The organism is Variovorax sp. CCNWLW186 (assembly GCF_037203865.1).
In the GTDB taxonomy this organism is placed as follows: domain Bacteria; phylum Pseudomonadota; class Gammaproteobacteria; order Burkholderiales; family Burkholderiaceae_C; genus Variovorax.
This window is the reverse complement of sequence record NZ_JBBCBO010000002.1, coordinates 346,743-372,769: the sequence shown is the minus strand read 5'-3', so window position 1 is coordinate 372,769 and position 26,027 is coordinate 346,743. Positions and strand designations below refer to the sequence as shown.

Genomic DNA, 26,027 nt, shown 5'->3' with positions numbered 1-26,027 from the left:
GTCGTTTCCGGCGCGGCACGGGGCCGGTACTGTGCGCAACCATGAGTGCACTCCCCTTGCGCCGCCCGTCGGCCACCAATGAATTCCCCACATCAAGCGCCGCTCCGGCCGCGGTCGACGGCGCCCTCTTGGCACGCCTGTCGACCCAGTTCGCGGCCACGGCAGCCGACCACGACCGAAGCGGCGCCTTGCCGCGCCAGAACTTCGAGGCGCTGCAATCGCACGGCCTCATCGGCCTGGTGGCACCTGCGGCGTACGGCGGCGCCGGTGCCAGCCTGGCCACCGCGCGGCGTGTGATTGCCGCGGTGGCGCGCGGCGAGCCTGCTACTGCCTTGATCCTGACGATGACCTACCTGCAGCACCATGCCCTTGCGCGCAGCGACAGCCGCTGGCCGCTGCATCTGCGCGAACGCGTGCTGCGCGACGCAGTGGAGCACGGCGCGCTCATCAATGCGCTGCGCGTGGAGCCCGCGCTCGGCTCGCCGGCGCGTGGCGGGTTGCCCGCGACAATCGCCCGCCGTGAAGGCAACGGCTGGAAGATCGACGGCCACAAGCTCTACACGACCGGCATCGAGGGGCTCTCCTGGCTCGCTGTATGGGGGCGCACCGATGAGGCCGCGCCGCGCACCGGCGTGTTCCTGGTGCCGCGCCATGCGCCCGGCGTGCGCGTGATCGCAAGCTGGGACCACCTGGGGCTGCGAGCCTCGGGCAGCCATGAAGTGGTGTTCGAGAACGTCGCGATCGACCTCGACCATGCGGTCGACCTGCGCGCCCCGGCCGACTGGGCACCCGACGCGGGCAGCCAGACGGACATCGACGCACACGCCACGCAGCAAGCGTGGATGACCGTGCTGCTCGGCAGCCTGTACGACGCGGTGGCGCAGGCCGCGAATGACTGGTTGACCGGCTTCCTGAACCAGCGCGCACCCGGCAGCCTGGGCGCGTCGCTGGCAAGCCTGCCGCGCGTGCAGGAGCACGTGGGAGAAATCGCCGCGCTGCTGCGCACCAACCGCGTGCTGCTCGACGATGCGGCCCGAGCCGTCGACGAAGGGCGCGCGCAGCCGGCCACCGAGAGTGGATTGCTGAAGTACACCGTGACGGGCAACGCAGTGCGCGCCGTCGAAATCGCGCTGCAACTGAGCGGCAACCACGGCCTCGCACGGCAGAACCCGCTGGAGCGGCATCACCGTGACGTGCTGTGCAGCCGCATCCACACCCCGCAGAACGACGCCATCCTGGTTGCGGCGGGCGCTCGCGCATTGCAGTCTTCGGGAGCCGCCGCATGACCGACCTTCTCTTCTCCAGGGCTTCGCGCCGAAGCTGGCTCAAGCAGGGCACCGCTCTTGCACTGGCAGCTGCCGGCTCCATGCGTGCATGGGCGCAGCAGCCGCAGACCACGCTGGTGCTCGGCGACCAGGCCGGAGGCTTGCGCGCCCTCTTCGAGGCATCGAAGGCGCTCGACGACGCGCCCTTCGCTTACCGCTGGGCCAACTTCCAGGGCGCCGCGCCGCTGTTCGAAGCGCAGCGCAGCGCGGCGGTGGACACCGCCGTGGCCGGCGACCTGCCGGTGCTGGCCGCGGCCGTCGGCCGCACGCCGCTGAAGATCGTCGCCACGCGTGTGGGCAAGGCCGATGCGCTGGGCATTGTGGTGCAGCCCGATTCACCCCTGCGCACTGTGGCCGACTTGCGCGGCAAGACGGTCATCGTTTCGTCCGCGCGCGGCAGCATCTCGCAATACCAGCTGTACGGCGCGCTCGAAGAAGCCGGCGTACCGCGCAGCGAGGTCACGGTGAAGTTTGTGCTGCCCACCGATGCGGCCGCGGCCTTTGCGTCGAAGCAGATCGATGCCTGGGCCGTGTTCGACCCCTACTACACGATCGCGCTGCAGCAGGGCGGGCGCATCTTGCGCGACGGGCGCGGCATCAACACGGCCCTGGGCTTCATCACTGCCAGCGAGCCTTCGCTGGCGGACCCTGCCAAGCGCATTGCCATCGTGCAGTTTCTCGACCGGCTGGCGCGCGCGGGCGAATGGGCGCTGGCCAACCCCGAGGCGTATGCGCAGGCCTACAGCAAGCTCACGCGCCTTCCGATCGAGTCGGCCCGCATCATCACCGCGCGTGCCTCGGTCACGGGCCGGCCGGTGGCCGAAGCCGACATCGTTGCACTGCAGGCGGTGGCCGACCGCTCGGCGCGCGACGGCATCCTGCCGGTGCGCGTGGACGTGCGCGCCATCACCGATGCGCAACTCTGGAAACGGCCCGCATGACGGCACCCGAAGTTGCCGCCATCGCACCGCTGCGTGAATTCGTCGGCGCATTCGGCCGGCTGCTCGACAGCGCACCCGACGAGCCGCGCATTCTTTCCGAAGGCCGCGCGCTGCTTCGCACGCTGGTCGCGCGAGACGACTGGCTGCCCGACGCGTTCGCGCAGCCCGACCCGGTGCACTACCGCCAGTTCCTGCTGCATGCCGACAGCACCGAGCGCTTTTCGGTCGTGAGCTTTGTGTGGGGGCCGGGGCAAGCCACGCCGGTACACGACCACACGGTGTGGGGCCTGATCGGCATGCTGCGCGGTGCCGAATACAGCCAGGGCTATGCGGTCGGCAGCGACGGCCGGGCACGGGCGCAAGGCGATGCAGTGCGGCTCGACGCCGGCGACGTGGAGGCCGTGTCGCCCACCGTGGGCGACCTGCATCGCGTGCACAACGCGCATGAAGACCGCGTTTCCATCAGCATCCACGTCTACGGCGCCAACATCGGCGCCGTGCGGCGGCATACTTACCCGGCCGAGGGCGGACGCAAGCCCTTCGTTTCGGGTTACTCCAACACGCTTCTTCCCAACCTCTGGGACCGCTCCGCCGAACTCCGATCGACATCCGCATGACGACCACCGCCTTTCCCCTGCTGCCCTTTGCCGCCGTGCGCGAGCGCCTGCTCGCACGCGAAGAAACCGCGCTGCTCGACGTGCGCGAAGAAGATCCCTTCGCGCAGGAACATCCGCTGTGGGCAGCGAACCTGCCGCTTTCGCGCATCGAGATCGAGGCGTGGCGGCGCATTCCGCGGCGCAGCACCTTCATCGTGCTCTACGGCACGCACGACGGCATCGACCTGGCGCCGCTCGCCGCGCAAACACTGGCCGCGCTCGGCTACACCAACGTGCACCTGCTCGAAGGCGGCCTCGAAGGCTGGCGCGCGGCCGGCGGCGAGCTGTTTCGCGACGTGAACGTGCCGAGCAAGTCTTTCGGCGAACTGGTCGAGCATGAGCGGCACACGCCATCGCTTTCCGCGCCCGAAGTGAAGGCACTGGTCGAGGGCAAGGCGAACGTGGTGGTGCTCGATGCGCGCCGCTTCGACGAATACCAGACCATGAGCATTCCCTCGGCCACCAGCGTGCCCGGCGCGGAGCTGGTCCTGCGCGTGCGGGAGCTCGCGCCCGACCCGGCCACGCAGGTGATCGTCAACTGCGCGGGCCGCACGCGCAGCATCATCGGCACGCAATCGCTGGTGAACGCCGGCATTCCGAACCCGGTGGCTGCCCTTCGCAACGGCACCATCGGCTGGAAGCTCGCGGGGCAGGTGCTCGACCATGGCGCGAGCCGCCGCGCGCCCGGCGCGGTGACCGATGCGACCCGCGCACAGGCACAGGCCGATGCGCGCCGCGTGGCCGACAAGGCCGGCGTGCAGCGCATTGCGCTCGGTGCGCTGCACACGCTCGAAGCACCGGATCGCACGCTCTACCGCTTCGACGTGCGCACGCCCGAGGAATACGAGGCCGGCCACCTGCCCGGCTTTGCGAGCGCGCCCGGCGGTCAACTGGTGCAGGAAACGGATCACCAGGTGCCGGTGCGCGGCGCACGCATCGTGCTGGCAGACGACGACGGCGTGCGCGCATCGATGAGCGCGTCATGGCTCGCGCAGATGGGCTGGGAGGTGTATGTGCCCGATGCGGTGCCCGCGGCTTCGGCGTTCACTGAAACCGCGGCGCCTGCGCCCGTCTATTCACCTCTTGCGTCAGCCGTTGCCGAAGTCGAACCGAAGGCGCTGGCAGCGCTGCTTTCGCGGCCCGGCACCGCGGTGATCGACGTGACCACCAGCGCCAACTACGTGAAGCGGCACATTCCCGGCGCCTGGTACGCCATTCGCGCGCAACTGGCACAGGCCATCGGCACTGCAATTCCGCCATCGCAGCGCTATGTGCTCACCTGCGGCAGCAGCCTGCTCGCGCGCTATGCCGCGGCCGATTTGCGCGCCTTGCTCGATGCGCGCGGCCAAGGCGATGCCGAAGTGCTGGTGCTGGCCGGCGGAAACGCGGCATGGTTTGCCGCGGGCCTGGCGGCCGAGTCCGGCGAGACGCGGCTGGCGACGCCGCGCACCGATCGCTACCGCCGCCCCTACGAAGGCACGGATGCGCCCGCTGAAGCGATGCAGGCGTATCTGGATTGGGAATTCGGGCTGGTGGCACAACTGGCACGCGACGGTACGCATCACTTTCACGTGGTCTGAGCGTTTGCGCTCGGGCCGATGGGCCCAAAGAAAAAGCCGGCATTGCCGGCTTTTTTGTGAACGGGAGAACTCGCCGAAGCAGGCCCCTGTGCTTTGTCAGCTCGTCTCGGCGCTCTTGAACAGCGCCGCAACCTTGCGCTTGGTCTTGATGTTGCTCGAGATGCCGCGCGCGGGCGCAGCCTTGGCGGCGGCTTCCCAGTCGGGAGCGGCTTCGCGCTCGCCCGGCTCATACGGCTTGTCGAAGAACGGATCGCGCGGGGCGGAGGGTGCGCGATGCGGGCGTCCGCCGCCGCGGCGCGCATCGGCGCCGATGTTGCTGCGCTCGCGCGGCTGGTCGAGCACGTCGCGTGCGTCGCCGGCCTCGCCCTCTTCGCGCCAGTGACGGCGGCCGTCGTTGATGCGGCCACGTGGCTTGTCTTCTTCGAATTCGACGGGTTCGAGCTCGATCTTCTTCTTGATCAGCTTCTCGATGTCGGCCACCAGGCGCGCATCGTTGCCGCCGCTGGCAAAGCTCACGGCCAGGCCCGAAGCGCCGGCACGGCCCGTGCGGCCGATGCGGTGCACGTAGTCTTCGGCGTTGAACGGAATGTCGAAGTTGAAGACCGCCGGCACGTCCTTGATGTCGAGGCCGCGGGCCGCAACGTCGGTGCACACCAGCAGGTCGACTTCGCCCGCCTTGAACGAGGCAAGCGCCTTCAGGCGTTCGTCCTGGCTCTTGTCGCCGTGCAGCGCCGTGGTGCGAAGACCGTCGCGCTCCAGCGAGCGCGCGAGGCGTGCGCAGCCGAGCTTGCTGTTGACGAAGACAAAGGCCTGCGTGATGCCGCGCTGCTTCACGATCTGCTTGAGCGCGCGGCGCTTGTCGTCGTCGCTCACGCTGTAGAAGTGCTGCTCGACGGTCGACGCCGTTTCGTTCGGCCGCGCCACTTCGATGGTGACGGGGTTCTGCAGGTAGCTGCTGGCCAGCCGCTTGATTTCGGGCGAGAAGGTGGCCGAGAACAGAAGCGTGGTGCGCTGCTTGGGGAGGTAGCTCAGGATGCGCTGCAGGTCGGGCAGAAAGCCGATGTCCAGCATGCGGTCGGCCTCGTCGAGCACCACGTACTCCACCTGGTTGAGCACCGCGTTCTTGGCTTCGATGTGGTCGAGCAGCCGGCCCGGCGTGGCCACCAGCACTTCGACGCCCTTCTTGAGCTCGAGTGTCTGCGGCTTCATGTCGATGCCGCCGAACACCACCGTGCTGCGCAGGTTGGTGTACTTGGCGTACAGCTTGACCTGCTGGGCCACCTGGTCGGCCAGTTCGCGCGTGGGCAGCAACACCAGTGCACGCACCGGGTGCCGCGCGGGCGAGGTGGACGAGTTCTCGTGCTTGAGCATGCGCTGCAGCAGCGGCAGCGAAAACGCTGCGGTCTTGCCGGTGCCGGTCTGCGCGGCCCCCATCACGTCCTGCCCCGAAAGCACGACCGGAATGGCCTGCTCCTGGATGGGAGTCATGGTCTCGTAGCCCATTTCGGCTACGGCGCGCGCCAGCGGTTCCGCCAGCGATAGATTGGAGAAGGAGCTTGTCATTAAGCCTTCTATTGTCGCATTGCCGCAAAAAATGGCAGTGACGGCGCCGTGACAACGTCCGCGCCGGCCGTATTGCTATTTATTTTATAGCATCATGCGAAGCAACCACGCGCCCTGCGGCGCGCCAAGGCTCAAAGGGTGCGCGCGTTGAAGGTGTCGCAAGACTTGATATCGCCGCTCTGGTACCCCGCGCCGAACCAGCGTTGGCGCTGTGCGCTGGAGCCGTGGGTGAAGCTGTCGGGCACCACCGCACGGCCTGCGGAACGCTGCAAGGCGTCGTCGCCGATCTTCTGCGCGGCGTTCATGGCGGCCTCGATGTCGCCCGGCTCGAGCCACTTCTTCGACTCTTGCGAATGGTGCGCCCAGATGCCGGCAAAACAGTCGGCCTGCAGTTCGACGCGAACGCTCAGCGCGTTGTTCTGCGACTGGCTCAGCCGTCCGCGCATGCCGTCTACCTTGGCGGTCACGCCGAGTTCGTCCTGCACGTGGTGGCCTACCTCGTGCGCAATGACATAGGCCTGCGCAAACTCGCCCGGCGCGCCGAGCTGGTTCTTGAGCGTGTCGTAGAAGCTCAGGTCGATGTACACCTTCTTGTCGCCCGGGCAGTAGAACGGCCCCATGGCCGATTGCCCGGTGCCGCAGGCCGTAGGCGTGGCGCCGCGAAACAGCACGAGCCGGGGCGGCTGGTAGGTGCCACCGTTCTGCCGGAAGATGTTGGTCCAGACCACCTCGGTGTTCTTGAGCACCGTCGAGACGAAGGCCGCCTCGCGGTCGCCCGATGGCGGCTTGGGTGCGGGCCCTTGTTGCTGCTGCACCTGGACGGGATCGCCACCGCCGCTCAGGAGGCTGAGCACCGTGAGCGGGTTGATGCCGAAGATCCAGCCGGCAATCAGCGCGACCGCGATGGTGCCGATGCCGATGCCGCGGCCGCCGATGAAGCCGCCACCGCCGCCGCCCCCGCTGCGCCTGTCTTCGACGTTGTCCGATTGTTCGTTGCCTTCCCATCTCATCGCAGTCTCCTTGCCGGGCAGTTGTGCCGGAGCGTCGCTGGATGGTACTTTGTCCGCGCCGGTGCCTTGTAAGCAAAACAGGCATTTGCATGCCTGTGGTGACGCCGTCGGAAGCGGAGGAACGCGAGGGGTACCCCCCGCGAGGCCTCTCAGGTCTTGGGGAGCGTGACGCCGCGCTGGCCCTGGTATTTGCCGCCGCGATCCTTGTAGCTGGTTTCGCAGACTTCGTCGCTCTCGAAGAACAGCACCTGCGCGCAGCCCTCGCCCGCGTAGATCTTGGCGGGCAGCGGGGTGGTGTTGCTGAACTCGAGCGTCACGTAGCCTTCCCATTCGGGCTCGAACGGGGTCACGTTGACGATGATGCCGCAGCGCGCATAGGTGCTCTTGCCCAGGCAGATGGTGAGCACGTTGCGCGGGATGCGAAAGTATTCGACCGTGCGCGCCAGCGCAAAGCTGTTGGGCGGAATGATGCAGTAGTCGCCGTGCATGTCGACGAAGCTCTTCTCGTCGAAGTTCTTCGGGTCGACCACGGTGCTGTGGATGTTGGTGAAAACCTTGAATTCAGGCGCGCAACGGATGTCGTAGCCGTAGCTCGAAGTGCCGTAGCTGATGATCTTGTGGCCGGCGGCCTCGCGCACCTGGCCGGGCTCGAAGGGCTCGATCATGCCGGTCTGCTCGGCCATGCGCCGGATCCATTTGTCGCTCTTGATGCTCATATGCGGTCGCTGATGCTGCTGCGGGGAGGAATGGCACGAATTGTGGCATGTGCCACCCAGCCATCCCACTCCCGCATCTATCCCGCCTGCGAGATCACCGTCCGCTCGATCAGCCGGTCGTCGCCCAGCACGATCATCGAGAACAGCAGCTCCTCCAGGTTGTTCGCGCGGGCGCCCTTGCGGGCCATCAAAGGCGTGGCCTGGGGGTTGAGCACCAGAAAGTCGGCTTCGCAACCGGGCTGCAGGTTGCCGATCACGCCTTCGAGCCCCAGCGCGCGCGCCGCGCCGCCGGTGTGGCGCCACCACAGCTGCGAAGGCGCAATGCTCAGGCCGGTCTTGGTTTGCCCCTCGCGGCCCACGTAGTAGGCCGCCATCATCGTGTGGAAGGGGCTGAAGCTGGTGCCGCCGCCCACGTCGCTCGCCAGGCCGTAGGGGTACCCGACACGGTCGGCCGCGCCGAAGTCGAAGAAGCCGCTGCCCAGGAACAGGTTGCTGGTCGGGCTTACCGCGGCAGCCGTTTTGGTGTCGCGCAGCAGCTCGCGGTCGGTGTCGTCCAGGTAGATGCAGTGCGCGTATACGGCGCGTTCGCGCATCAGCCCGAAGCCGGCATACACATCGAGGTAAGAGCGCGCCTGCGGGTACAGCTCGCGCACCCACGCCACCTCGTCGCGATTTTCGGCCACGTGCGACTGGATCCATGTGTCGGCGTACTTCGCGGCCAGCTCGCCGGCGCCGCGCATCTGCGCGTCGGTGCTCGCGGGCGCAAAGCGCGGTGTGATGGCGTAGCCCAGGCGGCCCGTGTTGTGCCACTTGCGGATCAGCGCTTCCGAGTCGATGAGGCTCTGCTCCGTCTCGTCGCGCACGCCGTCGGGCGAATGCCGGTCCTGCAGCACCTTGCCGCTGATCATGCGCAAGCCCCGGCGCTGGGCGCCTTCAAAAAAGGCATCGACCGACGCCACGTGCGACGTGGCAAAGGTCAGCGCCGTGGTGACGCCGTTGCGCAGCAGCTCGTCGAAGAACACGTCGGCCACTTCGTTCGAATGCGAGGGGTCGATGAACTTGGCTTCCGCCGGGAAGGTGTAGTTCTCCAGCCAGGGCAGGAGCCCCGGCGAGGGCGAACCGATGATGTCCGTTTGCGGAAAGTGGATGTGCATGTCCACGAAGCCCGGCGCGAGGATGCGGCCCGGCAGGTGGGTCAGCTCGGCATCCGGGTGGCACGGCGACACCGCGGCATGGCTGCCGGCGTCGAGCACGCGCTGGCGGCCGGCGCTGTCGGGGGCGACGACCAGCAGGCCGTCTTCATCGAAAACGGGCAGTCCGGCATCGTCGAATCGCAGGAGGGAGGCGCGGTAGGCTTTTTTCATCGTTGCTGCGGAGGGTAAACCAGCCCGGCAGCGCCGCAATTTCCATGCGCGTATGAGTGCTATATGGCGAACGTACTCCCCTCCGACGCGGTGACGAGCGCGAGCAGCGCGCCGGCAAGTCGCGTGCGCGTGCTCATTGCCACACCCGAAACACGCGCCCCGTCAGCGGACCTTCAATGCTGCGCACATAAGCCAGCGCCACGCGCGCGGCCGGTACGGTTTCGACGCCCGGAAAGAGCGCGCCATATGCCGCCAACGATTCGGTCAGCAGCGTCGGACTGACCGCATTGATGCGCAGGCCGCGGCCCAGCTCGATGGCTGCGCCTTTCACGAAACCCTCGACCGCCGCATTCACTGCCGCCGCATTGGCTCCGCCGCGAACCGGATCGTCGGCCGCCACGCCCGTGGTCAGCGTGATCGAGCCGCCATCCGCCAGAACGTGCTGGCCCAGCAGCGCAAGGCGCACCTGGCCGAGCAGCTTGTCCTGCAGGCCGATGTTGAAATCGGCCGGCCGCATTTCAGCGAGCGGCCCGAAAAACAGCCCGCCGGCCGCCGAGACGATCGCATCGACCCGCCCTACATCGGCATACAGCGCCTCGACGCTCGCGTTGCTCGTGATGTCGACCTGCCGGTCGCCGCGCGTGCGGCCCGCACGCACCACCTGGTGCCCGCGATCGGCCAACGCCTGCGCCACGGCACTGCCCACTGCGCCACTCGCGCCCACAACAAGAACCTTCATGAAAACCTCGACAAATGAATCAGGAAGGCTGCATTGTTTTGCGAATCGATAGTTTGATAAATTGCCATCCGGTTCTGCAATTCGAAACTCTGAGTTCTCAATATGGACAAGCTGCGCGCGATGGAAGTCTTCGTCGCCACGGTGGACGCGGGCAGCTTTGCCGCGGCCGCCGAGGCGCTCGATCTCTCGGCCGTGATGGTCGGCAAGCACATCCGCGCACTTGAGGATCAGCTCGGCGCCCGCTTGCTCGAGCGCACCACGCGGCGCCACGCACTCACGGAAATCGGCGCCGCCTACCTGGAGCGTTGCCGCGACGTGCTCGCGAGCGTGCACACGGCCGACGGCGTGGCCGAGTCGCTGCGCGCCATGCCGCAGGGCGTGCTGCGCGTGACAGCGCCCGTCGCCTATGGCGCACACCGGCTCACACCCGTCATTGCCGAGTACATCGGGGCCTATCCGCAGGTGAAGGTGGACCTGAACCTGAACGACCGCGTGGTCGATCTGGCCGAAGAGGGCTTCGACTGCGGCATCCGCTCGGGCGCCGCGGTCGATGAACGCCTCATTGCGCGGCCGCTCGCATTGGCGCGCATGTTCGCGGTGGCAAGCCCCGCCTGGGTTGCCCGCCACGGGCTTCCGAAGCACCCGTCCGAGCTGGAAGCTTTCCCGCTGCTCGGCTTCGCGGCGTGGGGGCCGAACCATTCATGGCGCTTCACGCGCAACGGGCAGACGGTGCAGGTGCCCGTGCGCGGCCCGCTCAGCACCAACAACGGCCAGGCGTTGTTGGCCGCGGCGATTGCGGGCGTCGGGGTGATCGTGCAGGCCGACGCGCTGCTCGGCCCTGCCCTGGCCTCGGGCCAGGTGGTTCGGTTGCTGCCCAGGTGGGAGCTGCCGACACGGCAGGTTCACATCATGCGGCTGCCCGAAGCCCGGCCCAGCGCCAAACTTCGGACCTTCGTCGACTTTGTGGTCGAGCGGCTGGGCTAACGCGACCGGGCTAACGCGTGACGCGCCCCTGCACGCCTTCGGCCAGCCAGTTCATCCTCAGGATCTGCTCGTCGTTCAGCTGCGCACCTTTCGCGATGACGACACGGCCCTCGTTGTCGCGCACATCAGCGGCCACTGTGCGAAACGGCTGCAGCTTGCCCGCGGCAATGTCCTGCTGGCGCGCCAGCACCTCCTGCTGCACGGCCTTGGGCACCTTGGTGCCGAAGTCGCCGACGCGGATCATTCCTTCCTTTACGCCGCCCCAGACGTTGCCGCTCTTCCAGCTGCCATCGAGCACCGCCTGCGCGCGCTGCGTGTAGTAGCCGCCCCACTGATGGGTAACGGCGACGATCTGCGCATCGGGCGCAATCTTGCGCATGTCGGAGTGGTAGGCCACGGCCATCTTGCCGCGCTCCTGCGCCGCTGCCATCACCGCGGTGGAGCCGGTGTGAAAGGCGACGACGTCGGCGTTCTGGTTGAACAGCGCCATGGCCGCGTCGCGCTCCTTCGGCGGGTCGAACCATTCGTTGAGCCACACCACGACCACCTTGGCATTCGGGTTGATCGAACGCATGCCGAGCGTGAAGGCGTTGATGCCTTGCAGCACTTCAGGAATCGGAAAGCCCGCGACGTAGCCAGCCACGTTCGTCTTCGTCATGCGCCCGGCCGCAATGCCTGCGAGGTAGCGGCCTTCGTAGTAGCGCGCATTGGCCGTTGCCACGTTGGGCGCGGCCTTGTAGCCGGTGACCGATTCGAACTTCACATCCGGAAAGTCGCGCGCCACCTTCAACGTCGGTTCCATGTAGCCGAAGCTGGGCGTGAAGATCAGCCGGTTGCCCTGCTGCGCAAGATCGCGGATCACGCGCTCGGTGTCGGCCCCCTCGGGCACGTTCTCGACGAAGGTGGTCTTAACCTTGCCGCCGAGTGCCGCATCGACGGCCTTGCGGCCCTCTTCATGCTGGCGCACCCAGCCGGCGTCGGTGACCGGCGTCACGTAGACGAAGCCGATCTTCAGCGGCTCCTTGGGAGCCTGCGGTTGCGAAAAGGCGGGAGATAAAAAACAGGCGGCTGCCCACGCCAGAACGGCGCGGCCCGCGAGGTTTTTGTACATGGTGGTCCTCTACATGGCCCCGGAAAAGCAAAAACCCGCAGCCGGCCGGGACGCCCTGCTGCGGGGTGCGGATTCTAGCGGGGGCCGTTCAGTGAAGCTGCGCGGGCTCCAACTGCACATGCTGGCGCACGGCCTCCAGCAGCAGCGTGGCAAGCCGCTCCACCGGCGTCTCGGCCGCAGCCTGTGCGCGGTAGAGCATGAGCGACATCTGCGGCAGCGCCGGAAGGCCCACAGCCGTGCGGTCGATGGGGCGCACATGCGCAGGCAGGCCGAAGGGCGTGCGCACCGAAAGGCCGAGGCCCGCCGAGGTGGCCGCCCACAAGGCCGCAAGGCTGGCGCTGGTGAATGCATGCCGCCACGGCGTGCCCGCGCGGTCGAGCGCGGCGGTGACAATTTCACGCAGCGGGCACGGTGCATCGAGCAGCACCAGCGGCAGCGGCTCCCTGGTCTTGCGGGCGCCGCTGCGGCGCTCGCGCTCTTTCCACCAAGTCGCGTCGAGCGCATCGGGCGCCCGGGGGCCGATCCACTGCAGCGGCAGCCGCGCCACGCGCTCGCCGTGCGGTGTCATCTGCTCGCCGGTATCCCACACCAGCGCCAGGTCGAGCTGCCGAAGCTCGAGCCGCTCGCGCAGTTCGGCACTGCGCGCCACGCAGGCTTCGATGCGCACCTTGGGGTGCGCGCGCGAAAAGCGCCCGAGCACGGCGGGCAGCAGCGTCTCGCCGAAGTCTTCCTGCAGGCCGAGCCGCACCCAGCCTTGCAAGTCGGCCCCCCGCATGGCGGCGCCGGCCTCCTCGTTGAGCTCGAGCATGCGGTGGGCGTAGGCAAGCAGCGTTTCGCCCGCATCGGTGAGCTCCAGGCCGCGGCCGGCCTTGCGGAAAAGCGCCGTGCCTGCCTGCGCCTCGAGCTTCTTGAGCTGCGCGCTCACTGCCGATGTGGAGCGGCCCAGCCGTTCCGCCGCGCGCGCATAGCTGCCGAGCGCGATGCCGGTGGAAAAACTGCGCAGCACATCGAGATCGAACATCACCTGAGACATGGATTCACCCTTCAGCAATCGTCCTGTTTTTTTGAACGGTTGCACCATTATTTTCTGATTTTCAAAACCTTTGCAACGGCGGAAACTCCGCCGCAAATGAACCCATCGACCTCCTCTTCTTCATTCTCGCCCAGTCATCGCTGGAAGGTGCTGGCCGCGGGCGTGGCCGCCAACGCAGCCTTCTCCGTGGCTTTCAGCGGCATTCCAATGACCGCGGTGCTGATGCGCACCGGCTACCAGCTCGACAATGCCACGCTCGGCCTCGTGCTGGGCCTCATGGGCCTGGGCATTGCGGTGAGCGAGCTGCCCTGGGGCCTGTTGACCGACCGCTGGGGCGACAGGCCGGTGCTGCTGACGGGTTTGGGCAGCACTGCCGTTGCACTCACGGCAATGGCGCTCTGGGCCGCGCCCAGCGCGCAGCACATTCCCGGCCTGGGCTGGCTGGGGGCAGGGCTGCTGCTGGTGGGCCTGCTCGGCGGCAGCGTCAACGGCGCGAGCGGCCGGGCGGTGATGACGTGGTTCGATGCCGGCGAACGCGGGCTTGCCATGAGCATCCGCCAGACCGCCGTGCCGCTGGGCGGCGGCATCGGCGCGCTGGTGTTGCCCTTTGTGGCGCTGCACTTCGGTTTTGCCGCGCTCTACGGCCTGCTGGCGGTGCTGTGCCTGCTGAGCGCGGTGATGAGCTGGGCCTGGGTGCATGAGCCGCCGATTGCGCCGCGCAGCCAGGCCGGGGCTGCACAAGCCTCGGCTTCACCGCAGAGCGGCCCGCTGCGCGATGCGCGCGTCTGGCGCATCGTGGCCGGCATCGGCATTCTGTGCGCGCCGCAGTTCGCGGTGCTGTCTTTCGGCACGGTGTTCCTGCACGACTTCGGCCATGCCGGGCTTGCAACCATCACCGCCACGATGGTGTTCATACAGATCGGCGCAATGGTCATGCGCGTATGGAGCGGCCGCTGGACCGACCGCCGCCGCAACCGCCCCGCCTATCTGCGCGCCTGCAGCGCACTGAGCGTGCTGCTGTTTGCAGGGCTCGCGGGCCTGGTGGTGGCGGCAGGCACGCACGCGGCCGACTCAGCGGCCCTGCGCGTGGCGCTGGTGGTGGTGCTGGCCACGAGCGGTGTCTGCGTATCGGCCTGGCACGGCGTGGCCTACACAGAGCTGGCCACGCTGGCCGGTGCGGCCCGTGCCGGCACCGCGCTGGGCATGGCGAACACCAGCGTGTTCCTGGTGTGCTTTGTCACGCCCTTTTCCATTCCGCACCTGCTCGCGCTGCAAGGCTGGGCGCTGGTGTGGCTTGCGGCCAGTGCCTGTGCGCTGGTGGCAATGCCGCTGCTGGTTCCGCGGCAACGTGCCGCCGCGGATGCCGGTCAGAAGGTTGCGAAGACGGCGTTGAGCCGGTCGACGTAGGCGCGCTTGGCGCTGGCGTCGATGAAGCTGCCTTCGAAGCTGTTGGCCGCAAGCTGCCAGGCCTGCTGCACATTCAGCCCGGTGGCCGCGAAGGTCTGCGTGAAATTCTGGTTCATGTAGCCGCCGAAGTACGCCGGGTCGTCCGAGTTGACGGTCGCGACCAGCCCCGCATCGAGCAGCGCGCCGAGGTTGTGCTGCGCCAGGTCGGGGAACACGCAGAGCTTGAGATTCGACAGCGGGCACACGGTGAGCGGAATGCGCTCTTGCGCGAGCCGCTTCATCAGCGCCGGGTCTTTCGCGCTCTGCACGCCGTGGTCGACGCGCTCTACCTTCAGCACGTCGAGCGCGCTCCACACGTACTCTGGCGGCCCCTCCTCGCCCGCATGCGCGACAAGATGCAAGCCCAGCTCGCGGCAGCGCGCGAACACGCGCGCAAACTTTTCGGGCGGATGGCCCACTTCACTCGAATCGAGCCCCACGCCGATGAACTTGTCACGGTAAGGCAGGGCCTGCTCCAGCGTCTCGAAGGCTTCTTCTTCGCTCAGGTGGCGCAGGAAGCACAGGATGAGCGCCGCGCTCACGCCCAGCTTGGGCAGCGCGTCGAGGCAGGCCCGATGCAGGCCGTTCACCACCACCTCCATCGGCACGCCGCGCGCCGTGTGCGTCTGCGGGTCGAAGAACATCTCGGTGCGCACCACGTTGTCGGCCGCGGCGCGCTCCAGGTAGGCCCAGGCCATGTCGTAGAAGTCTTGCTCCTTGAGCAACACGCTGGCGCCGGCGTAGTAGATGTCGAGAAAGCTCTGCAGGTTGGTGAAGGCATAGGCGCGGCGCAGGTCTTCCACGCTCGCGTAGGGAATGCTCACGCCGTTGCGCTGCGCGAGCGCGAAGATCAGCTCGGGCTCGAGCGAACCTTCGATGTGCATGTGCAGCTCAGCCTTGGGCATGGCGCGCAGCAGCTCTGGCAGGCGGTCGGCGGCGATGTTGCCGAAGCTCTTGTCGAAGACGGGTCGGTAGTCGGTCATGGTGGGGCAAATCAGGCGTTGTGATTGCGCACAGCATAAGCGCTGCTGCGCCCGTGCGCCGATGCGCGAGGCCGCCGCGGCCCGGATAATCGCGCTTCCACCCGCATGAGGATTCCATGAGAGCCATTGCGCCTATTGCAGCCCTGCTTCTGGCCGCCTGCTCGGCGGTTGCCGTGCCTTCCGCCCTTGCGCAGACCCCATACGCCGGCCCGCTGTTCGACACGCACCTGCACTACAACCAGGAAGCCTGGGACGGCAATACCGGGCCGTATCCGCCGGCCGAGGCGCTCGCGCGCATGCAGCGCAACAATGTGAAGGCGATCATCGCCAATTCGCGGCCCAACGCCGGCACGCAAACCCTGGCGGCGGCGCGCGAAACCCGCGAGGCGGGCGTTACCGTGGTGCCCTTCGTGCGCCTGTACCGCAACCGCGACGACTACAGCAACTGGTTCCGCGACGAAACCATCCACGAGATGGTGCAGACCGAACTGGCGCGCGGCACCGCAAGCGGGCCTTACCGCGGCATCGGCGAATTCCACCTGTACGAGAGCGCCAATGCCAACGGCCCCGTCGCCAAGAAGCTCATTGCACTGGCGGAACGGCAAAAGCTCGCGGTGCTTGCGCACGTCGACGACGTGGCGATCGACCTGCTGATGGCCAACGCACCATCGAAGGGCCAATCGCTGCGCCTCATCTGGGCACACACGGGCATAGGCGGCGCGCCGATCGAACGCGTGCAGGCGCTGCTGGAACGCTACCCGCTGCTGATGGGCGAGCTCTCTTATCGGCCGGGGCTCACCTGCGAGGGCGGCAAGCTGTGCCCCGATTGGCGCGCGCTGCTGCTCAAGTACCCCGACCGCTTCGTCGTCGGCTCCGACACCTGGGTCAACCAGCGCTGGAGCGCCTACGACGAGATCATGCGCGGCTACCGCACCTGGCTTGGCGACCTGCCGCCCGACGTGGCGCAGCGCATTGCGTGGGGCAACGCGGCCGCGCTGTTCAGCCTGCGCTGAGCGGGGCCGCTGCCTTGGCCTCGACCGGCAGCTCGAGCGTGAACGCCGCACCGGTGCCGGGCCCGTCGCTGTGCGCCGTGAGGGTGCCGCCCATTTCATGCGCGGCAATCACCGCGCTGTGCAGACCGAACCCATGGCCGGTTTTCTTGGTGGTGAAGCCGTGCACGAACACCTGGGTCAGCGCCTGCGTCTCTATGCCCACCCCGTTGTCCGCCACGCAGATACGAAGCCGCTGGCCCGGCAGCAGCTCCACCCGCAGCGTGAGCCTGGGCTCGCGGTCGGCCACGCCGTCCATGGCCTGCTCGGCGTTGCTGATGAGGTTCACCAGGATCTGAAGTATTCGCCCGTGATCGAGCATCAACTCGGGAACGTCGGCAATCTCTTTTTCGATCACCATCTGGCGCCGCTTCAAAGCCTCTTGGTTGATGCGCAGCGCATCCTCGACCAGATCGCGGATTTGCACCTTCTCCAGCAGCCTCGAAGCCCCGGCGTGGGCCTGCTGCGCGGCAATGATCTCCTTGATGTGTTCCACGTTCTTGCTCAGCGCCGCAAGCTCCTTGATGGCGTCGTTCTGCTCCGTCACCAGCGCCGAGGCCAGCTGGCGCAAATAGCCGGGAAGCATCTTGCCCTTGGGGTCCGACTCCAGGAACGCGCCCAGGTCATCCGCATGCTCGTCCAGCAACTGCACCGCCCGCGCGAGCCCGGCCACCTTGGAGGCACGAACGCGCGAAAGAATGAGCGCTGCGGAGACGTTCACGCTGTTGAGCACGTTGCCCACGTTGTGCAGCACATTGGTGGCTATGCGGGCCATGCCCGCCAGGTGCGAGGCCTCGACCAGTTGCTTGTGCACCTCGGCAATCTGGCGCTCGGCCTCCTTCAGGTCCGAGATGTTCTTGGTGATGCCGAAGGTTCCGACGATCTCGCCCGCGCGGTTGCGCAGCGGCATCTTCGTGGTCAAGGCCCAGGTGTCAGGCCGCCCGTCGATCCAGGTTTCTCTTTCCACCTTGCCGATCATCGGCAGGCCCGTGCGGATGATCTCCTGCTCGTCCTCGAAGGCCGGCCGTGCATGGTCTTCGGAGAAGACGTCGAAATCGGACTTTCCCACCAGCCCCTCGGGCGTGGACATTCCGAATTCAAGGGCCTGGGCCGTGCTGGTCTTGATGAAGCGGGATTGCGCGTCCTTGAAGTAGATGTGGTCCGGGGAGTTGTCCAGGAGCGCGCGAAGAAGCTCGCGCTCGTTCGCCAGCATCTCGTCTTCCCGGTGGCGCCGGGTCACCTCGAGCATGACCCCCTGGCTGCCGATGACCGCCCCGCCCGGCCCCAGCACCGCGGATTCGACCACCTGCCAGGTCTGCGGCTGCCCGCCCGCGCCAGAAAGAACTTCTTCGCGCTCGAGCTGCTGCCCCGTCTGCACGATCTGCGCGTGCTGCCTGTCTTCCCTCTCTGCGAGTTCCAGCCGCCAAGGCGAGTCCGGCTGTTGCGCCGCTTCGGAAGACGCGATCTCGGCGGCCGTGCGGCCCAGGATCCGGTCCGCCGGCGTGCGCTTGAGCTGGCTGAACCGCTCGTTCACGAAGACGAACCGCCCCGCGGCGTCCTTGCGAAAAATACCGGCGGGCAACTGCTCGATGATCGGCGCCGTGTCCTGCAAAGGGGTTGCGCTTGCGACAGAGTCGGTTTGGCTTGGCATGGCGGTGCGGCTCCCGAGAAAAAATGTCTTATATCCCGGGCCGCGGGCGGACACCAGCCTTTGCTCTCCCGCCCGCCCGTCTCGATCCGCGCCAATTGTGAACATCGTATAAACTTGAACGACGTTCATATTTCAATGGCTGACCTTTGGCAGACGCAGAACCTTCAGGCAGGCGCGAGCGGCGCCGCGCCCAAACGCTCGACAGCGTGGCAACCATTGCCATGCGGCTCTTCGAAGCCAATGGCTACAACGCCACCACCATGGAGCAGATCGCGCTGCAGGCCGATGTGGCCAAGGGCACGCTGTACAACCACTTTCCGACCAAGGAGGCGATCCTTGCGCACTGGGTGCACAAGGAGCTGGCCGAGGACACGCAACGGCTGAGCCGCCTGGCCGAGAAGCCCGGCAGCTTCGAGTCGCGGCTGATGCAGCTGCTCGACGCGTCGGCCGAATGGTCTGAGCGCTACCGGGCCTACCTGCTCGACTACTTCCGGTTTCGCTTTCTCAACATCGAGGACGAGCTCGACGCCGGCGATGCCCAGGGGCGCCCGCGCGACCTCGCAGGGCTCTTTGCGCTGCTGATCGCGCAGGCGCAGCAAGACGGCACGCTGCGCGCCGATCTGCCGGCCGAGCACCTGGCTTCGCTGCTGCACCACCTGTACTTCGGCGCGCTGATGCGATGGCTCACGCAGCCGGGCCTGGTGCTCGGCGACGAGTTCGCGGTCATTGTCGAAATCTTTGCCGGCGGCGCCCGTGCCGCCGGCAAGCCACTGCGGAGAAAGCGCGCATGAAGATCGCCGTCGTTACCTATGGCACCGAGGGCGATACCCGCCCGCTCGCGGCGCTTTGCCATGCGCTCGACAACGCGGGCCACGCCTCGGTGCTGCTGGCGGACGCGTCGACGCTGGGCACCGCGCAGCGGCTCGAGGTGCACTCGCATGCATTGGCAGGCGACATTCGCGGCGCGCTGGGCTCCGGCGGAGCCATTGCCAACGTCGTGGCGCAGAGCGACCGGCCCGGCGCGGCCGCCAAGGCGCTTGCGGACATTGCCAACGTGCAAGCCGCGGCCTGGCTGCGGCAAACGGTCGAGACCGCGCGCGGCTGCGACGCCATCGTGTGTGCGGGGCTCGCCGCTTTCGTGGGGCTGTCGGCGGCGGAAGCACTCGATGTGCCCGCGATTGGCGCCGGCATGTTCCCGCTCACCCCCACGCGTGAGTTCGCATCACCCTTCCTTCCGCCTTCGCGCGTGCCGCGCTTTCTGAACCGCGCCAGCCATCACCTTGTCACTGCGATGCTGTGGCGTGCATTCCGGCCGGCGCTGAATGCGGCACGTGCCGAAGTGTGCGGCCTGCCGCCGCGCCGCCGCATGTGGACCGCGCACCCGGCGCTCTACGGCTTTTCGCCCAGCCTTGTGCCGCGGCCGGCCGATTGGCCCGCGAACGCCGCCGTGTGCGGCCAGTGGATTCCGCCGGCACCTGATTGGCAACCGCCGCAGCCGCTGAGCACCTTCCTCGCCGCGGGCGAGCCACCGGTCTACATCGGCTTCGGCAGCATGACCGGCTTCGACGCGAGCCGCCTGCGCCAGGTGGTGGTCGATGCCGTCGCGGGCCGGCGTGCCGTGCTCAACCCCGGGTGGAGCGGCATCGACGTGCAGCAGCTCCCCGCCAACTTCCATGTGGTGGGCGACACGCCGCACGACTGGCTGTTTCCGCTAATGTCGGTGGTGGTGCATCACGGTGGCTCGGGCACCACGCATTCGGCCGCGCGCACGGGCGTGCCGTCGGTGGTGGTGCCCTTCGCGGGCGATCAGTTCTTCTGGGCGCACCGGCTGGCGCTGGCAGGCGTTGCGCCCGAGGCTGTCGCCGGTAGCCGCCTGGGCGCGGACCAACTGGCGCGGGCCATTGCATTTGCAGATCGCCCGGAGGTGCGTGCCAAGGCGCATGCCTTGGGCGAGCAGATGCGTGCGGAAAACGGATTGGCGCGCGCGGTGGAGGCCATCGAAAAAATCGTGACGGCTACGGCCTGACCCGATGGTTGCCGCTAATCTGCGGCCCTGCCCTGCACCTGGGTCTTGAAGCCTCGGTTGTTTTCGAAAGCCACGTTCAGCCTGGCGCCATCGAAGCGCAGCAGGTACATCGACACGTCGCCGTCGCTCAGCGAACGCGAGAAGATGCGAAAGCTCTGCGGGTCCGTCCAGTCGCCCCTGACCGCGACCGGTGCGTCCGCAACCTTCTCGTTGATGCGGTAGTAGCCGTCGAGCCCCAGCGGTCCGGTCACCGGCTCGGCAGGCGCATCGGTGCGGCCGTTGTCGAAGAGTATTTCGTAGCTTGGGTTGGCCGCCGTGAGATCGAGCATCAGGCGTCTCACACCCAGCAGATTGCGGTCGAATTGCCAGACCTTGCGCGAGACCGTTGCCGCAAGCTCGGGCGCAGGCGCCACGGGGCTTTGCTTTTCTACAGACGCGGCGCGAATGCGATCGGCCAGCAAGGCCTGCGCAGGGCCGTCTTCAGGCAGCGGCCGGGCCGAACGCGCAGAGGCCGCGATCATGTCGATGAACGGAGGCAGCAGGTAGTTGCGCCTTCCCGTGACGACCGCAACCACGTCGATGTCCGGCAGCACGATGATGAGCTGCCGGTTCATGCCCGCCGCAATGTAGGCGCGCTTTTCCGGAATGGTCCACCAGCCGTTCGCATAGCGGAAGACGGGCCCATTCTTGAAGCCCATGTCCACCGATGCTTGAAAGACCTGCTCCACCCACGCGGCGGGCAGCAGCTGGCGCCCTTCCCATTGGCCCTTGCGCAAGTAGAGATAGCCGATCTTCGCCATGTCGCGCGGATGCAGGTAAAGACCGAAGCCGCCGGTCTCGATACCCTGCGGGTCCTTGCGCCAGCGAACGTCGCCGATGCCCAGCGGCTGGAACAGCCTGCGCTGCGCATAGGCCAGCGTGCTGCCGCCTGTTTTCTTCGCAAGAATGGCCGACAGCAGATGCGTGTTGCCGCTGTTGTAGTTGAAGCCGCCGCCGGGCGGCTGCGCCATCGGGCGGTCGAGCACAAAGCCTTGCCAGTCGCGACTGCGCCCGAACTGCAGTGCTGTCTCGGGCACCGAATCGTCAAGCTTCTCCTTCCAATCGATGCCCGAGGTCATGTCGAGCAGGTGCCCGATGGTCATCGCCTTCTTCGACGCATCGAGATTCGCAATGCTGCGCTCGGGAAAGAGGTCGATCACCGGCTGGTCGCGCGAAGCCAGCAGCCCGTCCTGGATCGCCATGCCGGTGAGCGTTCCGACGACGGCCTTGGTGGTGGAGTTCACCGCATGCTTGAGATTGGCGCGGTAGGGTGCGTAGTAGGCCTCGGCAACCAGCCTTCCATGGCGCGTGACGAGCAGGCTGTCCATCGCGTTCGCGGCGCCAAAGTCGACCAGCCTGGCGACGGCGGCGGAATCCATGCCTTGCGCCTCGGGTGTGCTTGCCAACCACCCGGCGGTCGGCCAGACGGCCGGCTCGTCCGCCGGTGCGGCCCTGAGCGGCAAGGCTGCAAAGAGCAGCGAGGCCGCCATGGTGGCCAGGAGGCTTGTCTTGCCGTGCACTCGCATACCGGTCTCCCAGTGAGTTTCGCGCCGATCATATCGGCGCTGCTTCAATCGCCAAAGGCGCGCAGCATCGCCTTGCGCAGCCACGCCTCCGCCGGGTCCTTGTCGGTTACGGCGCGCCATGCCAGCTTGATCTGGTAGCTCGGGCTTTCGAACGGCAAGGCCTCGTAGCGAAGCCCGCCCTGCGCAGACAGCGCCTGTGCCACATGCTCGGGCACCGTGGCCAGCAACTCGGTGCCGGCCAGCACCGCGGGCAGGCTGCCGAACTGCGGCACCGAGAAGGCCACGTCGCGCTGCCGGCCGAGTTCGCTCAACGTCTCGTCGACCGTGCCGCAGAGGTCGCCCGCGTAGGTCACGAGCACATGCCGGCGGCGGCAGTAATCGTCGAGCGAAATTTTTCCGGCGGCGGTGTCGGCGCGCAGCAGCGCGAAACGCGCCGTGCGAACCTTGCGGACCTTCGCGCCCGCGGGCAGGTCTTTCAGGAAGCTCATCACCGCACTGACCTGCCCGTCGTCCAGGTGCTGCGCAGCGTTGCGGTAGCAGACGGTGAGCGTGACCAGCCTGGCGCGCGGCGCCTCGGCACCGAGCGCGCGAAGCAGCCGCGGCAGCATGGCGATCTGCAGGTCGTCCGTCAGGCCGATGCGAAACACCGGCGCGGCGCGACCGGGCTCGAACTCCGCCTGCGCGCGCAGCGTCGCCTCGATCTGCTCGAGTGCCGGCCCAAGCCCCTGCATCAGCGCCAGCGCGCGCTCGGTCGGCTCCATCACGCGTCCCTGGCGCACCAGCAGCGGATCGCCCGTGAGCTCGCGCAGCCGCGCCAGCGCATGGCTCACCGCGGGCTGCCCCAGGTTCAACCGCTCGGCGGCGCGGCTGACGTGCCGCTCGCGCATGAGCGCCGCCAGCACAGTGAGCAGGTTCAGGTCGATACGGCTGAGTTCGATCGGTTTCATCCGGGCGCTATGGAGTTATCGATTAAGTGCATACCGAATATCGTCTCAATCGATTTCCTTGATTGCCGCAAGGCCACTAGATTGGCTTGGTCGGTTGCTTCAGTCGTGCAGCCTTCGTTCTATCAAGGAGTGTTTTCGTATGAGCAAGATGGTTCGCTTTCACGAGTTCGGCGGTGCCGAGGTGCTGAAGATCGAACAGGTGGCAACGCCCTTGCCCGGCGCCGGCGAGGTGCGCATTGCGGTGCAGGCCATCGGCCTGAACTGGGCCGATGCGCTGTGGCGGCAGAATTTGTACATCGAAGACGCGACCCTGCCGGCCGGGCTGGGCAACGAGGCGGCCGGCACCATCGAGGCGGTCGGCGAGGGTGTCAGCGGCTTCTCCATCGGCGACCGGGTTGCGGTTCTGCCGGGAGCCAATCAGGGCCGCTACCCTACGTATGGCGACAGCATCCTGTTCCCCGCGACCCACGTGGTCCGCTACCCGGAGCAGCTCTCCCCCGCGCAAGCCGCCGGCGCCTACATGGCCTACCTGACGGGCTACTTTCCGATGTTCGAGATGGCGCGGCTGCAGCGCGGGCAAACGATGCTCGTCACAGGCGCTTCATCGGGCACGGGCATCGCGGCGCTGCAGATGGCGCGTGCGGCCGGCATCATTGCCATTGCAACCACCCGCACGGCGGCCAAGCGCCAGGCGCTCTTCGATGCGGGCGCGGCGCATGTGGTGGTCACGCAAGACGAAGACGTGGTCGAACGCGTGCTGGCGCTCACCGATGGCCGCGGCGTCGACCTGGTGTACGACGGCGTGGGCGGTGCGCAGCTGGAGCGGCTCGGCGGCGTGGTCGCGCAGCGCGGTTGGTATGTGCTGTACGGGCTCTCCGGCGGCGCGGAGCTCAGGTATCCGGTTCTTGCGCAGTTTCGCAAGAGCTGGCGCTTCCACGTCTACACGGTTCTGGAGTTCATCGGTTCACCCACCATGGGCCTTCCGCGCGACGAGGACGCGTTCGGCCGCGGGCTGCGCTTCGTCAACGAGGGCCTGGCCAGCGGCGCCTTGCAGATGCGCATCGACCGCAGCTTTGCGCTCGACGATGTGGTGAAGGCTCACCAGTACCTCGAACGCGCGGGCCACATCGGCAAGATCGTTCTCACGGTCTGAGCTACCAGGCCGCCTCGCCGCCCTGCAAGGCGCGCTGCGCAAGCAGGAAGGTGGCGGCGTTCCAGCTCTGGCCCGCCATTCCCATCGGCACCAGGGTGCGGCCGTGGAACCACTCGGTAAAGCGCCAGCCGCCGAGTTCGTTCACATGCGCCAGGCGGGCGAGCTCGGGCCAGGCGAGATCGTGCAGGCCCATGCGCGCGAGCGCCATCACCCAGAAGCCGCCGACGAAGGGCCAGATGCCGCCGTTGTGATACTGGTGCACCACGTTCTGCTGATGGCGCGCCATGTACGGCCGCCACAGCGCATGCTCGCGCGTGAGCGGATGCAGCACCACGCGCACCGGGTAAGGCTCGCAGGCGCGCGCCGCCGCAATGGTCTTGACGATGCGCCGCGCCATTGAAGAATCCGCCAGCCCGCTCTGTATGGCCAGCACGTTGCCGAACACGTCGCCCTCGTTGCCCACGAACGAAAGGTTGACGAAGCTGAGATACAGGCCCGGGTCGTCCCGCCCGCGGCGCGCGTAGTGGCGCAGCAATCTTGCGCGGTGGTACTCGGGCAGGTCTTGCTGGAACGGATTGAACAGATGGTTGAAGTGATGTTCGGTCGCTTCGGCGTGCTCCAGCGCGAAGCGGCGCTTCACGTCGTACCAGAGCGCGTTGGTGTACAGCACATAGCCCGAGCGGGGCATGATGTCGGCCCAGTCGCTGGCCTCGTTCTGCTGCAGCAGCCTGAAGTGCTGGTGCTCCTGCGCGAGCAGCCAGCCGACGGCGCGCTCCACCTCGCCGCTCCATTGCGAGGCACCCACCTGGCCATGGCGGCGCACATGGTCCACCGCAATCAGCCACCACAGCGTGGCATCGATGCAGCCCAGGTACCAGAAGTCGGCGTCCAGGCCTTCGGGGTCGACGTATTTGGGAATCTGCCCGTTGGCGGCCTGCTGCGCCGCGAGCGCATCTAGGCTGGCGACGGCGCCCGCCTCCAGCGCGGGCACGCCGCTGCCGCACATCGCCATCACGCAAATGGCGGCATCGCGCCCGAAGATGCGCGTGTAGCGCCGCGCCACGGCCGCCTCCGTGGGGCTGGCGGCCAGGATGCCGTGCGGCGTCAGGTTGCGCTCCAGGAGCTGGATGGAAGCTTGGGCGCAGTTGTCGATCAGTGCAAGGGTGCTGGCGTCAAGTTTGGTCATGGGTTCGATAGGCTTGCGGCGTCAGGCCGTGCTGCCGCGCGAAGGCGCGCTGCAGTGCATCCACCGATCCGAAGCCGCTGAGGCTCGCGATCCGGTCTTGCGGCCACTGCGTCTGACGCAGCAGTTGCGCGGCGGCTGCCACGCGAATCTGTTCAACAAAGCGCGCCGGCGTGCGGCCGGTCTCGGCCGAAAAGGCGCGCGCGAAATTTCTCGGGCTCATCTGCACACGCCCGGCCAGCGCCTCCACCGAGAGATCGTCCTGCGGATGCGTGCCGATCCACGCCACCAGTTCGCGCAGCCGATGGCTGGCCGAAGCCTGCGCCTCGAGCGCCTGGCTCAGCTGCGGCTGCTCGGCGCCGCGCAGCATGGGCAGCGCCAGTGTGCGGGCGATCTCCATCGACACGGCATGGCCGAGGTCGTCCTCCACCAATGCGAGCGCCAACTCGATTCCGGTGGTGACGCCGGCCGATGTCCACACCGGCCCATCATGCACGTAGATGCGTTCGCGCTGCACCCGCACCAGCGGCCACAGCGCCTGCAGCTGGTCGCAGGCGCGCCAGTGCGTGGTGGCCTCGCGGCCGTCGAGCAGGCCGGCCGCGGCAAGCGCGAATGCCCCGCTGCACACGCTGGCAATGCGGCGTACGCCGGGCGCAACCTCCGCAAGCCATGCGCCGATGCGCTGCTCCACGATGACCGCGCGCACGCCCGGTTCGTCGCCACCTGCGACGACGAGCGTATCGATGACAGCGGGCAATTGCCGCAGGTTGCAGGTTCCGGCAAAGCTCAGGCCGCCATTCGTCAGCACATCGCCGCCCGATGGCGAGGCGATGTGCAGCCGGTAGCTGCCGGGGCGCAGCAGCTCCGCCTTGCTGAACACGCTTGCGGGGCCGGCCACGTCGATGGCCTCGACACCGTCGAACGCGACAAGCACCACATCGCTGGCAGAAACCGCGGCTTCTTCGTCCTTGTGGGTCAGGGTCTGCATTCGTAGTCTCAGGG

23 protein-coding genes are annotated in these 26,027 nt (G+C 67.5%); 10 read left to right on the top strand and 13 right to left on the bottom strand.

Translation table 11 applies throughout. The annotated features are described in order from the left end of the window. The first annotated feature begins 41 nt into the window (after window positions 1–41). From V9K97_RS04220 to V9K97_RS04205, 4 genes are read left to right on the top strand one after another with little or no spacing between them, the layout of a single operon-like run. A complete protein-coding gene (locus V9K97_RS04220) occupies window positions 42–1,286 on the top strand; it encodes an acyl-CoA dehydrogenase family protein (RefSeq protein WP_337316443.1) in 1,245 nt (414 codons plus the stop codon). After that, window positions 1,283–2,266, top strand: coding sequence for an ABC transporter substrate-binding protein (locus tag V9K97_RS04215; protein WP_258501726.1), 984 nt, complete (start codon window positions 1,283–1,285; stop codon window positions 2,264–2,266). Before V9K97_RS04220 ends, V9K97_RS04215 begins: the two co-directional genes overlap by 4 nt. Beyond that, on the top strand, window positions 2,263–2,883 hold the full coding sequence (locus tag V9K97_RS04210) for a cysteine dioxygenase (protein ID WP_337316441.1): 621 nt from the start codon (window positions 2,263–2,265) through the stop codon (window positions 2,881–2,883). The genes V9K97_RS04215 and V9K97_RS04210 overlap by 4 nt, the downstream gene beginning before the upstream one ends. Beyond that, a complete protein-coding gene (locus V9K97_RS04205) occupies window positions 2,880–4,502 on the top strand; it encodes a rhodanese-related sulfurtransferase (RefSeq protein WP_337316439.1) in 1,623 nt (540 codons plus the stop codon). The genes V9K97_RS04210 and V9K97_RS04205 overlap by 4 nt, the downstream gene beginning before the upstream one ends. A gap of 96 nt (window positions 4,503–4,598) precedes the next feature. Here V9K97_RS04205 and V9K97_RS04200 read toward each other — a convergent pair whose 3' ends face one another. The 5 genes from V9K97_RS04200 to V9K97_RS04180 all read right to left on the bottom strand — a co-directional run bounded on the left by V9K97_RS04200 (window position 4,599) and on the right by V9K97_RS04180 (window position 9,894). Beyond that, a complete protein-coding gene (locus V9K97_RS04200) occupies window positions 4,599–6,065 on the bottom strand; it encodes a DEAD/DEAH box helicase (RefSeq protein WP_337316437.1) in 1,467 nt (488 codons plus the stop codon). A 131-nt stretch (window positions 6,066–6,196) separates the two neighbouring features. Then, complete coding sequence (gene ypfJ / locus V9K97_RS04195) at window positions 6,197–7,075, bottom strand: KPN_02809 family neutral zinc metallopeptidase (protein WP_337316435.1); 879 nt, start codon at window positions 7,073–7,075, stop codon at window positions 6,197–6,199. A gap of 149 nt (window positions 7,076–7,224) precedes the next feature. After that, window positions 7,225–7,791 carry a dCTP deaminase gene (dcd, locus tag V9K97_RS04190; protein ID WP_018905384.1) on the bottom strand — a complete coding sequence of 189 codons (567 nt, stop codon included), beginning with the start codon at window positions 7,789–7,791 and terminating at the stop codon, window positions 7,225–7,227. Window positions 7,792–7,868: 77 nt separating this feature from the next. After that, complete coding sequence (gene guaD, locus V9K97_RS04185) at window positions 7,869–9,155, bottom strand: guanine deaminase (protein WP_337316434.1); 1,287 nt, start codon at window positions 9,153–9,155, stop codon at window positions 7,869–7,871. 133 nt (window positions 9,156–9,288) lie between these two features. Further along, window positions 9,289–9,894, bottom strand: a complete 606-nt coding sequence (locus V9K97_RS04180; RefSeq protein WP_337316432.1) for a short chain dehydrogenase — start codon at window positions 9,892–9,894, stop codon at window positions 9,289–9,291. Between the two features lie 102 nt (window positions 9,895–9,996). On the opposite strand from V9K97_RS04180, the gene V9K97_RS04175 reads away from it, so the two are divergent. After that, window positions 9,997–10,878 (top strand): LysR family transcriptional regulator, encoded by an 882-nt coding sequence (locus V9K97_RS04175; RefSeq protein WP_337316430.1) that lies wholly within the window; start codon window positions 9,997–9,999, stop codon window positions 10,876–10,878. A gap of 10 nt (window positions 10,879–10,888) precedes the next feature. Here V9K97_RS04175 and V9K97_RS04170 read toward each other — a convergent pair whose 3' ends face one another. Further along, complete coding sequence (locus V9K97_RS04170; RefSeq protein WP_337316428.1) at window positions 10,889–11,989, bottom strand: BMP family ABC transporter substrate-binding protein; 1,101 nt, start codon at window positions 11,987–11,989, stop codon at window positions 10,889–10,891. An 88-nt stretch (window positions 11,990–12,077) separates the two neighbouring features. Beyond that, window positions 12,078–13,022: a LysR substrate-binding domain-containing protein gene (locus tag V9K97_RS04165; RefSeq protein ID WP_337316426.1), complete on the bottom strand. Its 945-nt coding sequence runs from the start codon at window positions 13,020–13,022 to the stop codon at window positions 12,078–12,080. A 96-nt stretch (window positions 13,023–13,118) separates the two neighbouring features. Here V9K97_RS04165 and V9K97_RS04160 point away from each other — a divergent pair, with 96 nt between their 5' ends. Further along, window positions 13,119–14,429 carry an MFS transporter gene (locus V9K97_RS04160; RefSeq protein WP_337316424.1) on the top strand — a complete coding sequence of 437 codons (1,311 nt, stop codon included), beginning with the start codon at window positions 13,119–13,121 and terminating at the stop codon, window positions 14,427–14,429. Here the strand turns inward: V9K97_RS04160 and V9K97_RS04155 are convergent. Continuing rightward, complete coding sequence (locus V9K97_RS04155; RefSeq protein WP_337316422.1) at window positions 14,390–15,451, bottom strand: adenosine deaminase; 1,062 nt, start codon at window positions 15,449–15,451, stop codon at window positions 14,390–14,392. The two genes, V9K97_RS04160 and V9K97_RS04155, sit on opposite strands and share 40 nt — an antisense overlap. A 116-nt stretch (window positions 15,452–15,567) precedes the next feature. Here V9K97_RS04155 and V9K97_RS04150 point away from each other — a divergent pair, with 116 nt between their 5' ends. Beyond that, entirely contained in the window at window positions 15,568–16,464 is an 897-nt protein-coding gene (locus tag V9K97_RS04150) for an amidohydrolase family protein (RefSeq protein WP_337316420.1), read from the top strand. Here the strand turns inward: V9K97_RS04150 and V9K97_RS04145 are convergent. After that, window positions 16,451–18,151: a PAS domain-containing sensor histidine kinase gene (locus tag V9K97_RS04145; RefSeq protein WP_337297836.1), complete on the bottom strand. Its 1,701-nt coding sequence runs from the start codon at window positions 18,149–18,151 to the stop codon at window positions 16,451–16,453. The genes V9K97_RS04150 and V9K97_RS04145 overlap by 14 nt on opposite strands. Window positions 18,152–18,297: 146 nt before the next feature. On the opposite strand from V9K97_RS04145, the gene V9K97_RS04140 reads away from it, so the two are divergent. Together V9K97_RS04140 and V9K97_RS04135 are read left to right on the top strand one after the other, a co-directional pair. Next, the gene (locus tag V9K97_RS04140; protein ID WP_337316418.1) at window positions 18,298–18,942 is read left to right on the top strand and encodes a TetR/AcrR family transcriptional regulator; all 645 of its coding nucleotides are present in this window, start codon (window positions 18,298–18,300) and stop codon (window positions 18,940–18,942) included. Further along, window positions 18,939–20,177 carry a glycosyltransferase gene (locus tag V9K97_RS04135; RefSeq protein WP_337316416.1) on the top strand — a complete coding sequence of 413 codons (1,239 nt, stop codon included), beginning with the start codon at window positions 18,939–18,941 and terminating at the stop codon, window positions 20,175–20,177. Before V9K97_RS04140 ends, V9K97_RS04135 begins: the two co-directional genes overlap by 4 nt. Before the next feature lie 14 nt (window positions 20,178–20,191). On the opposite strand, the gene V9K97_RS04130 is transcribed toward V9K97_RS04135, so the two are convergent. Continuing rightward, window positions 20,192–21,742, bottom strand: a complete 1,551-nt coding sequence (locus tag V9K97_RS04130; protein ID WP_337316414.1) for a serine hydrolase domain-containing protein — start codon at window positions 21,740–21,742, stop codon at window positions 20,192–20,194. Between the two features lie 44 nt (window positions 21,743–21,786). Further along, window positions 21,787–22,689, bottom strand: coding sequence for a LysR family transcriptional regulator (locus V9K97_RS04125; RefSeq protein WP_337297840.1), 903 nt, complete (start codon window positions 22,687–22,689; stop codon window positions 21,787–21,789). A gap of 139 nt (window positions 22,690–22,828) precedes the next feature. Here V9K97_RS04125 and V9K97_RS04120 point away from each other — a divergent pair, with 139 nt between their 5' ends. Then, complete coding sequence (locus V9K97_RS04120) at window positions 22,829–23,842, top strand: zinc-dependent alcohol dehydrogenase family protein (protein ID WP_337316412.1); 1,014 nt, start codon at window positions 22,829–22,831, stop codon at window positions 23,840–23,842. Between the two features lies 1 nt (window position 23,843). Here V9K97_RS04120 and V9K97_RS04115 read toward each other — a convergent pair whose 3' ends face one another. Next, window positions 23,844–25,028 (bottom strand): amylo-alpha-1,6-glucosidase, encoded by a 1,185-nt coding sequence (locus tag V9K97_RS04115; protein WP_337316408.1) that lies wholly within the window; start codon window positions 25,026–25,028, stop codon window positions 23,844–23,846. Further along, window positions 25,015–26,013 carry a GlxA family transcriptional regulator gene (locus V9K97_RS04110; RefSeq protein WP_337316406.1) on the bottom strand — a complete coding sequence of 333 codons (999 nt, stop codon included), beginning with the start codon at window positions 26,011–26,013 and terminating at the stop codon, window positions 25,015–25,017. The genes V9K97_RS04115 and V9K97_RS04110 overlap by 14 nt, the downstream gene beginning before the upstream one ends. Window positions 26,014–26,027 lie beyond the last annotated feature (14 nt).

Coding starts and splice junctions, on each gene's coding strand:
- V9K97_RS04165 (WP_337316426.1), bottom strand. CDS start 13,022: ATGTCTCAGGTGATGTTCGATCTCGATGTGCTGCGCAGTTTTTCCACC.
- V9K97_RS04150 (WP_337316420.1), top strand. CDS start 15,568: ATGAGAGCCATTGCGCCTATTGCAGCCCTGCTTCTGGCCGCCTGCTCG.
- V9K97_RS04215 (WP_258501726.1), top strand. CDS start 1,283: ATGACCGACCTTCTCTTCTCCAGGGCTTCGCGCCGAAGCTGGCTCAAG.
- ypfJ (WP_337316435.1), bottom strand. CDS start 7,075: ATGAGATGGGAAGGCAACGAACAATCGGACAACGTCGAAGACAGGCGC.
- V9K97_RS04110 (WP_337316406.1), bottom strand. CDS start 26,013: ATGCAGACCCTGACCCACAAGGACGAAGAAGCCGCGGTTTCTGCCAGC.
- V9K97_RS04160 (WP_337316424.1), top strand. CDS start 13,119: ATGAACCCATCGACCTCCTCTTCTTCATTCTCGCCCAGTCATCGCTGG.
- V9K97_RS04145 (WP_337297836.1), bottom strand. CDS start 18,151: ATGCCAAGCCAAACCGACTCTGTCGCAAGCGCAACCCCTTTGCAGGAC.
- V9K97_RS04205 (WP_337316439.1), top strand. CDS start 2,880: ATGACGACCACCGCCTTTCCCCTGCTGCCCTTTGCCGCCGTGCGCGAG.
- V9K97_RS04200 (WP_337316437.1), bottom strand. CDS start 6,065: ATGACAAGCTCCTTCTCCAATCTATCGCTGGCGGAACCGCTGGCGCGC.
- guaD (WP_337316434.1), bottom strand. CDS start 9,155: ATGAAAAAAGCCTACCGCGCCTCCCTCCTGCGATTCGACGATGCCGGA.
- V9K97_RS04115 (WP_337316408.1), bottom strand. CDS start 25,028: ATGACCAAACTTGACGCCAGCACCCTTGCACTGATCGACAACTGCGCC.
- V9K97_RS04155 (WP_337316422.1), bottom strand. CDS start 15,451: ATGACCGACTACCGACCCGTCTTCGACAAGAGCTTCGGCAACATCGCC.
- dcd (WP_018905384.1), bottom strand. CDS start 7,791: ATGAGCATCAAGAGCGACAAATGGATCCGGCGCATGGCCGAGCAGACC.
- V9K97_RS04220 (WP_337316443.1), top strand. CDS start 42: ATGAGTGCACTCCCCTTGCGCCGCCCGTCGGCCACCAATGAATTCCCC.
- V9K97_RS04120 (WP_337316412.1), top strand. CDS start 22,829: ATGAGCAAGATGGTTCGCTTTCACGAGTTCGGCGGTGCCGAGGTGCTG.
- V9K97_RS04180 (WP_337316432.1), bottom strand. CDS start 9,894: ATGAAGGTTCTTGTTGTGGGCGCGAGTGGCGCAGTGGGCAGTGCCGTG.
- V9K97_RS04130 (WP_337316414.1), bottom strand. CDS start 21,742: ATGCGAGTGCACGGCAAGACAAGCCTCCTGGCCACCATGGCGGCCTCG.
- V9K97_RS04175 (WP_337316430.1), top strand. CDS start 9,997: ATGGACAAGCTGCGCGCGATGGAAGTCTTCGTCGCCACGGTGGACGCG.
- V9K97_RS04170 (WP_337316428.1), bottom strand. CDS start 11,989: ATGTACAAAAACCTCGCGGGCCGCGCCGTTCTGGCGTGGGCAGCCGCC.
- V9K97_RS04125 (WP_337297840.1), bottom strand. CDS start 22,689: ATGAAACCGATCGAACTCAGCCGTATCGACCTGAACCTGCTCACTGTG.
- V9K97_RS04210 (WP_337316441.1), top strand. CDS start 2,263: ATGACGGCACCCGAAGTTGCCGCCATCGCACCGCTGCGTGAATTCGTC.
- V9K97_RS04135 (WP_337316416.1), top strand. CDS start 18,939: ATGAAGATCGCCGTCGTTACCTATGGCACCGAGGGCGATACCCGCCCG.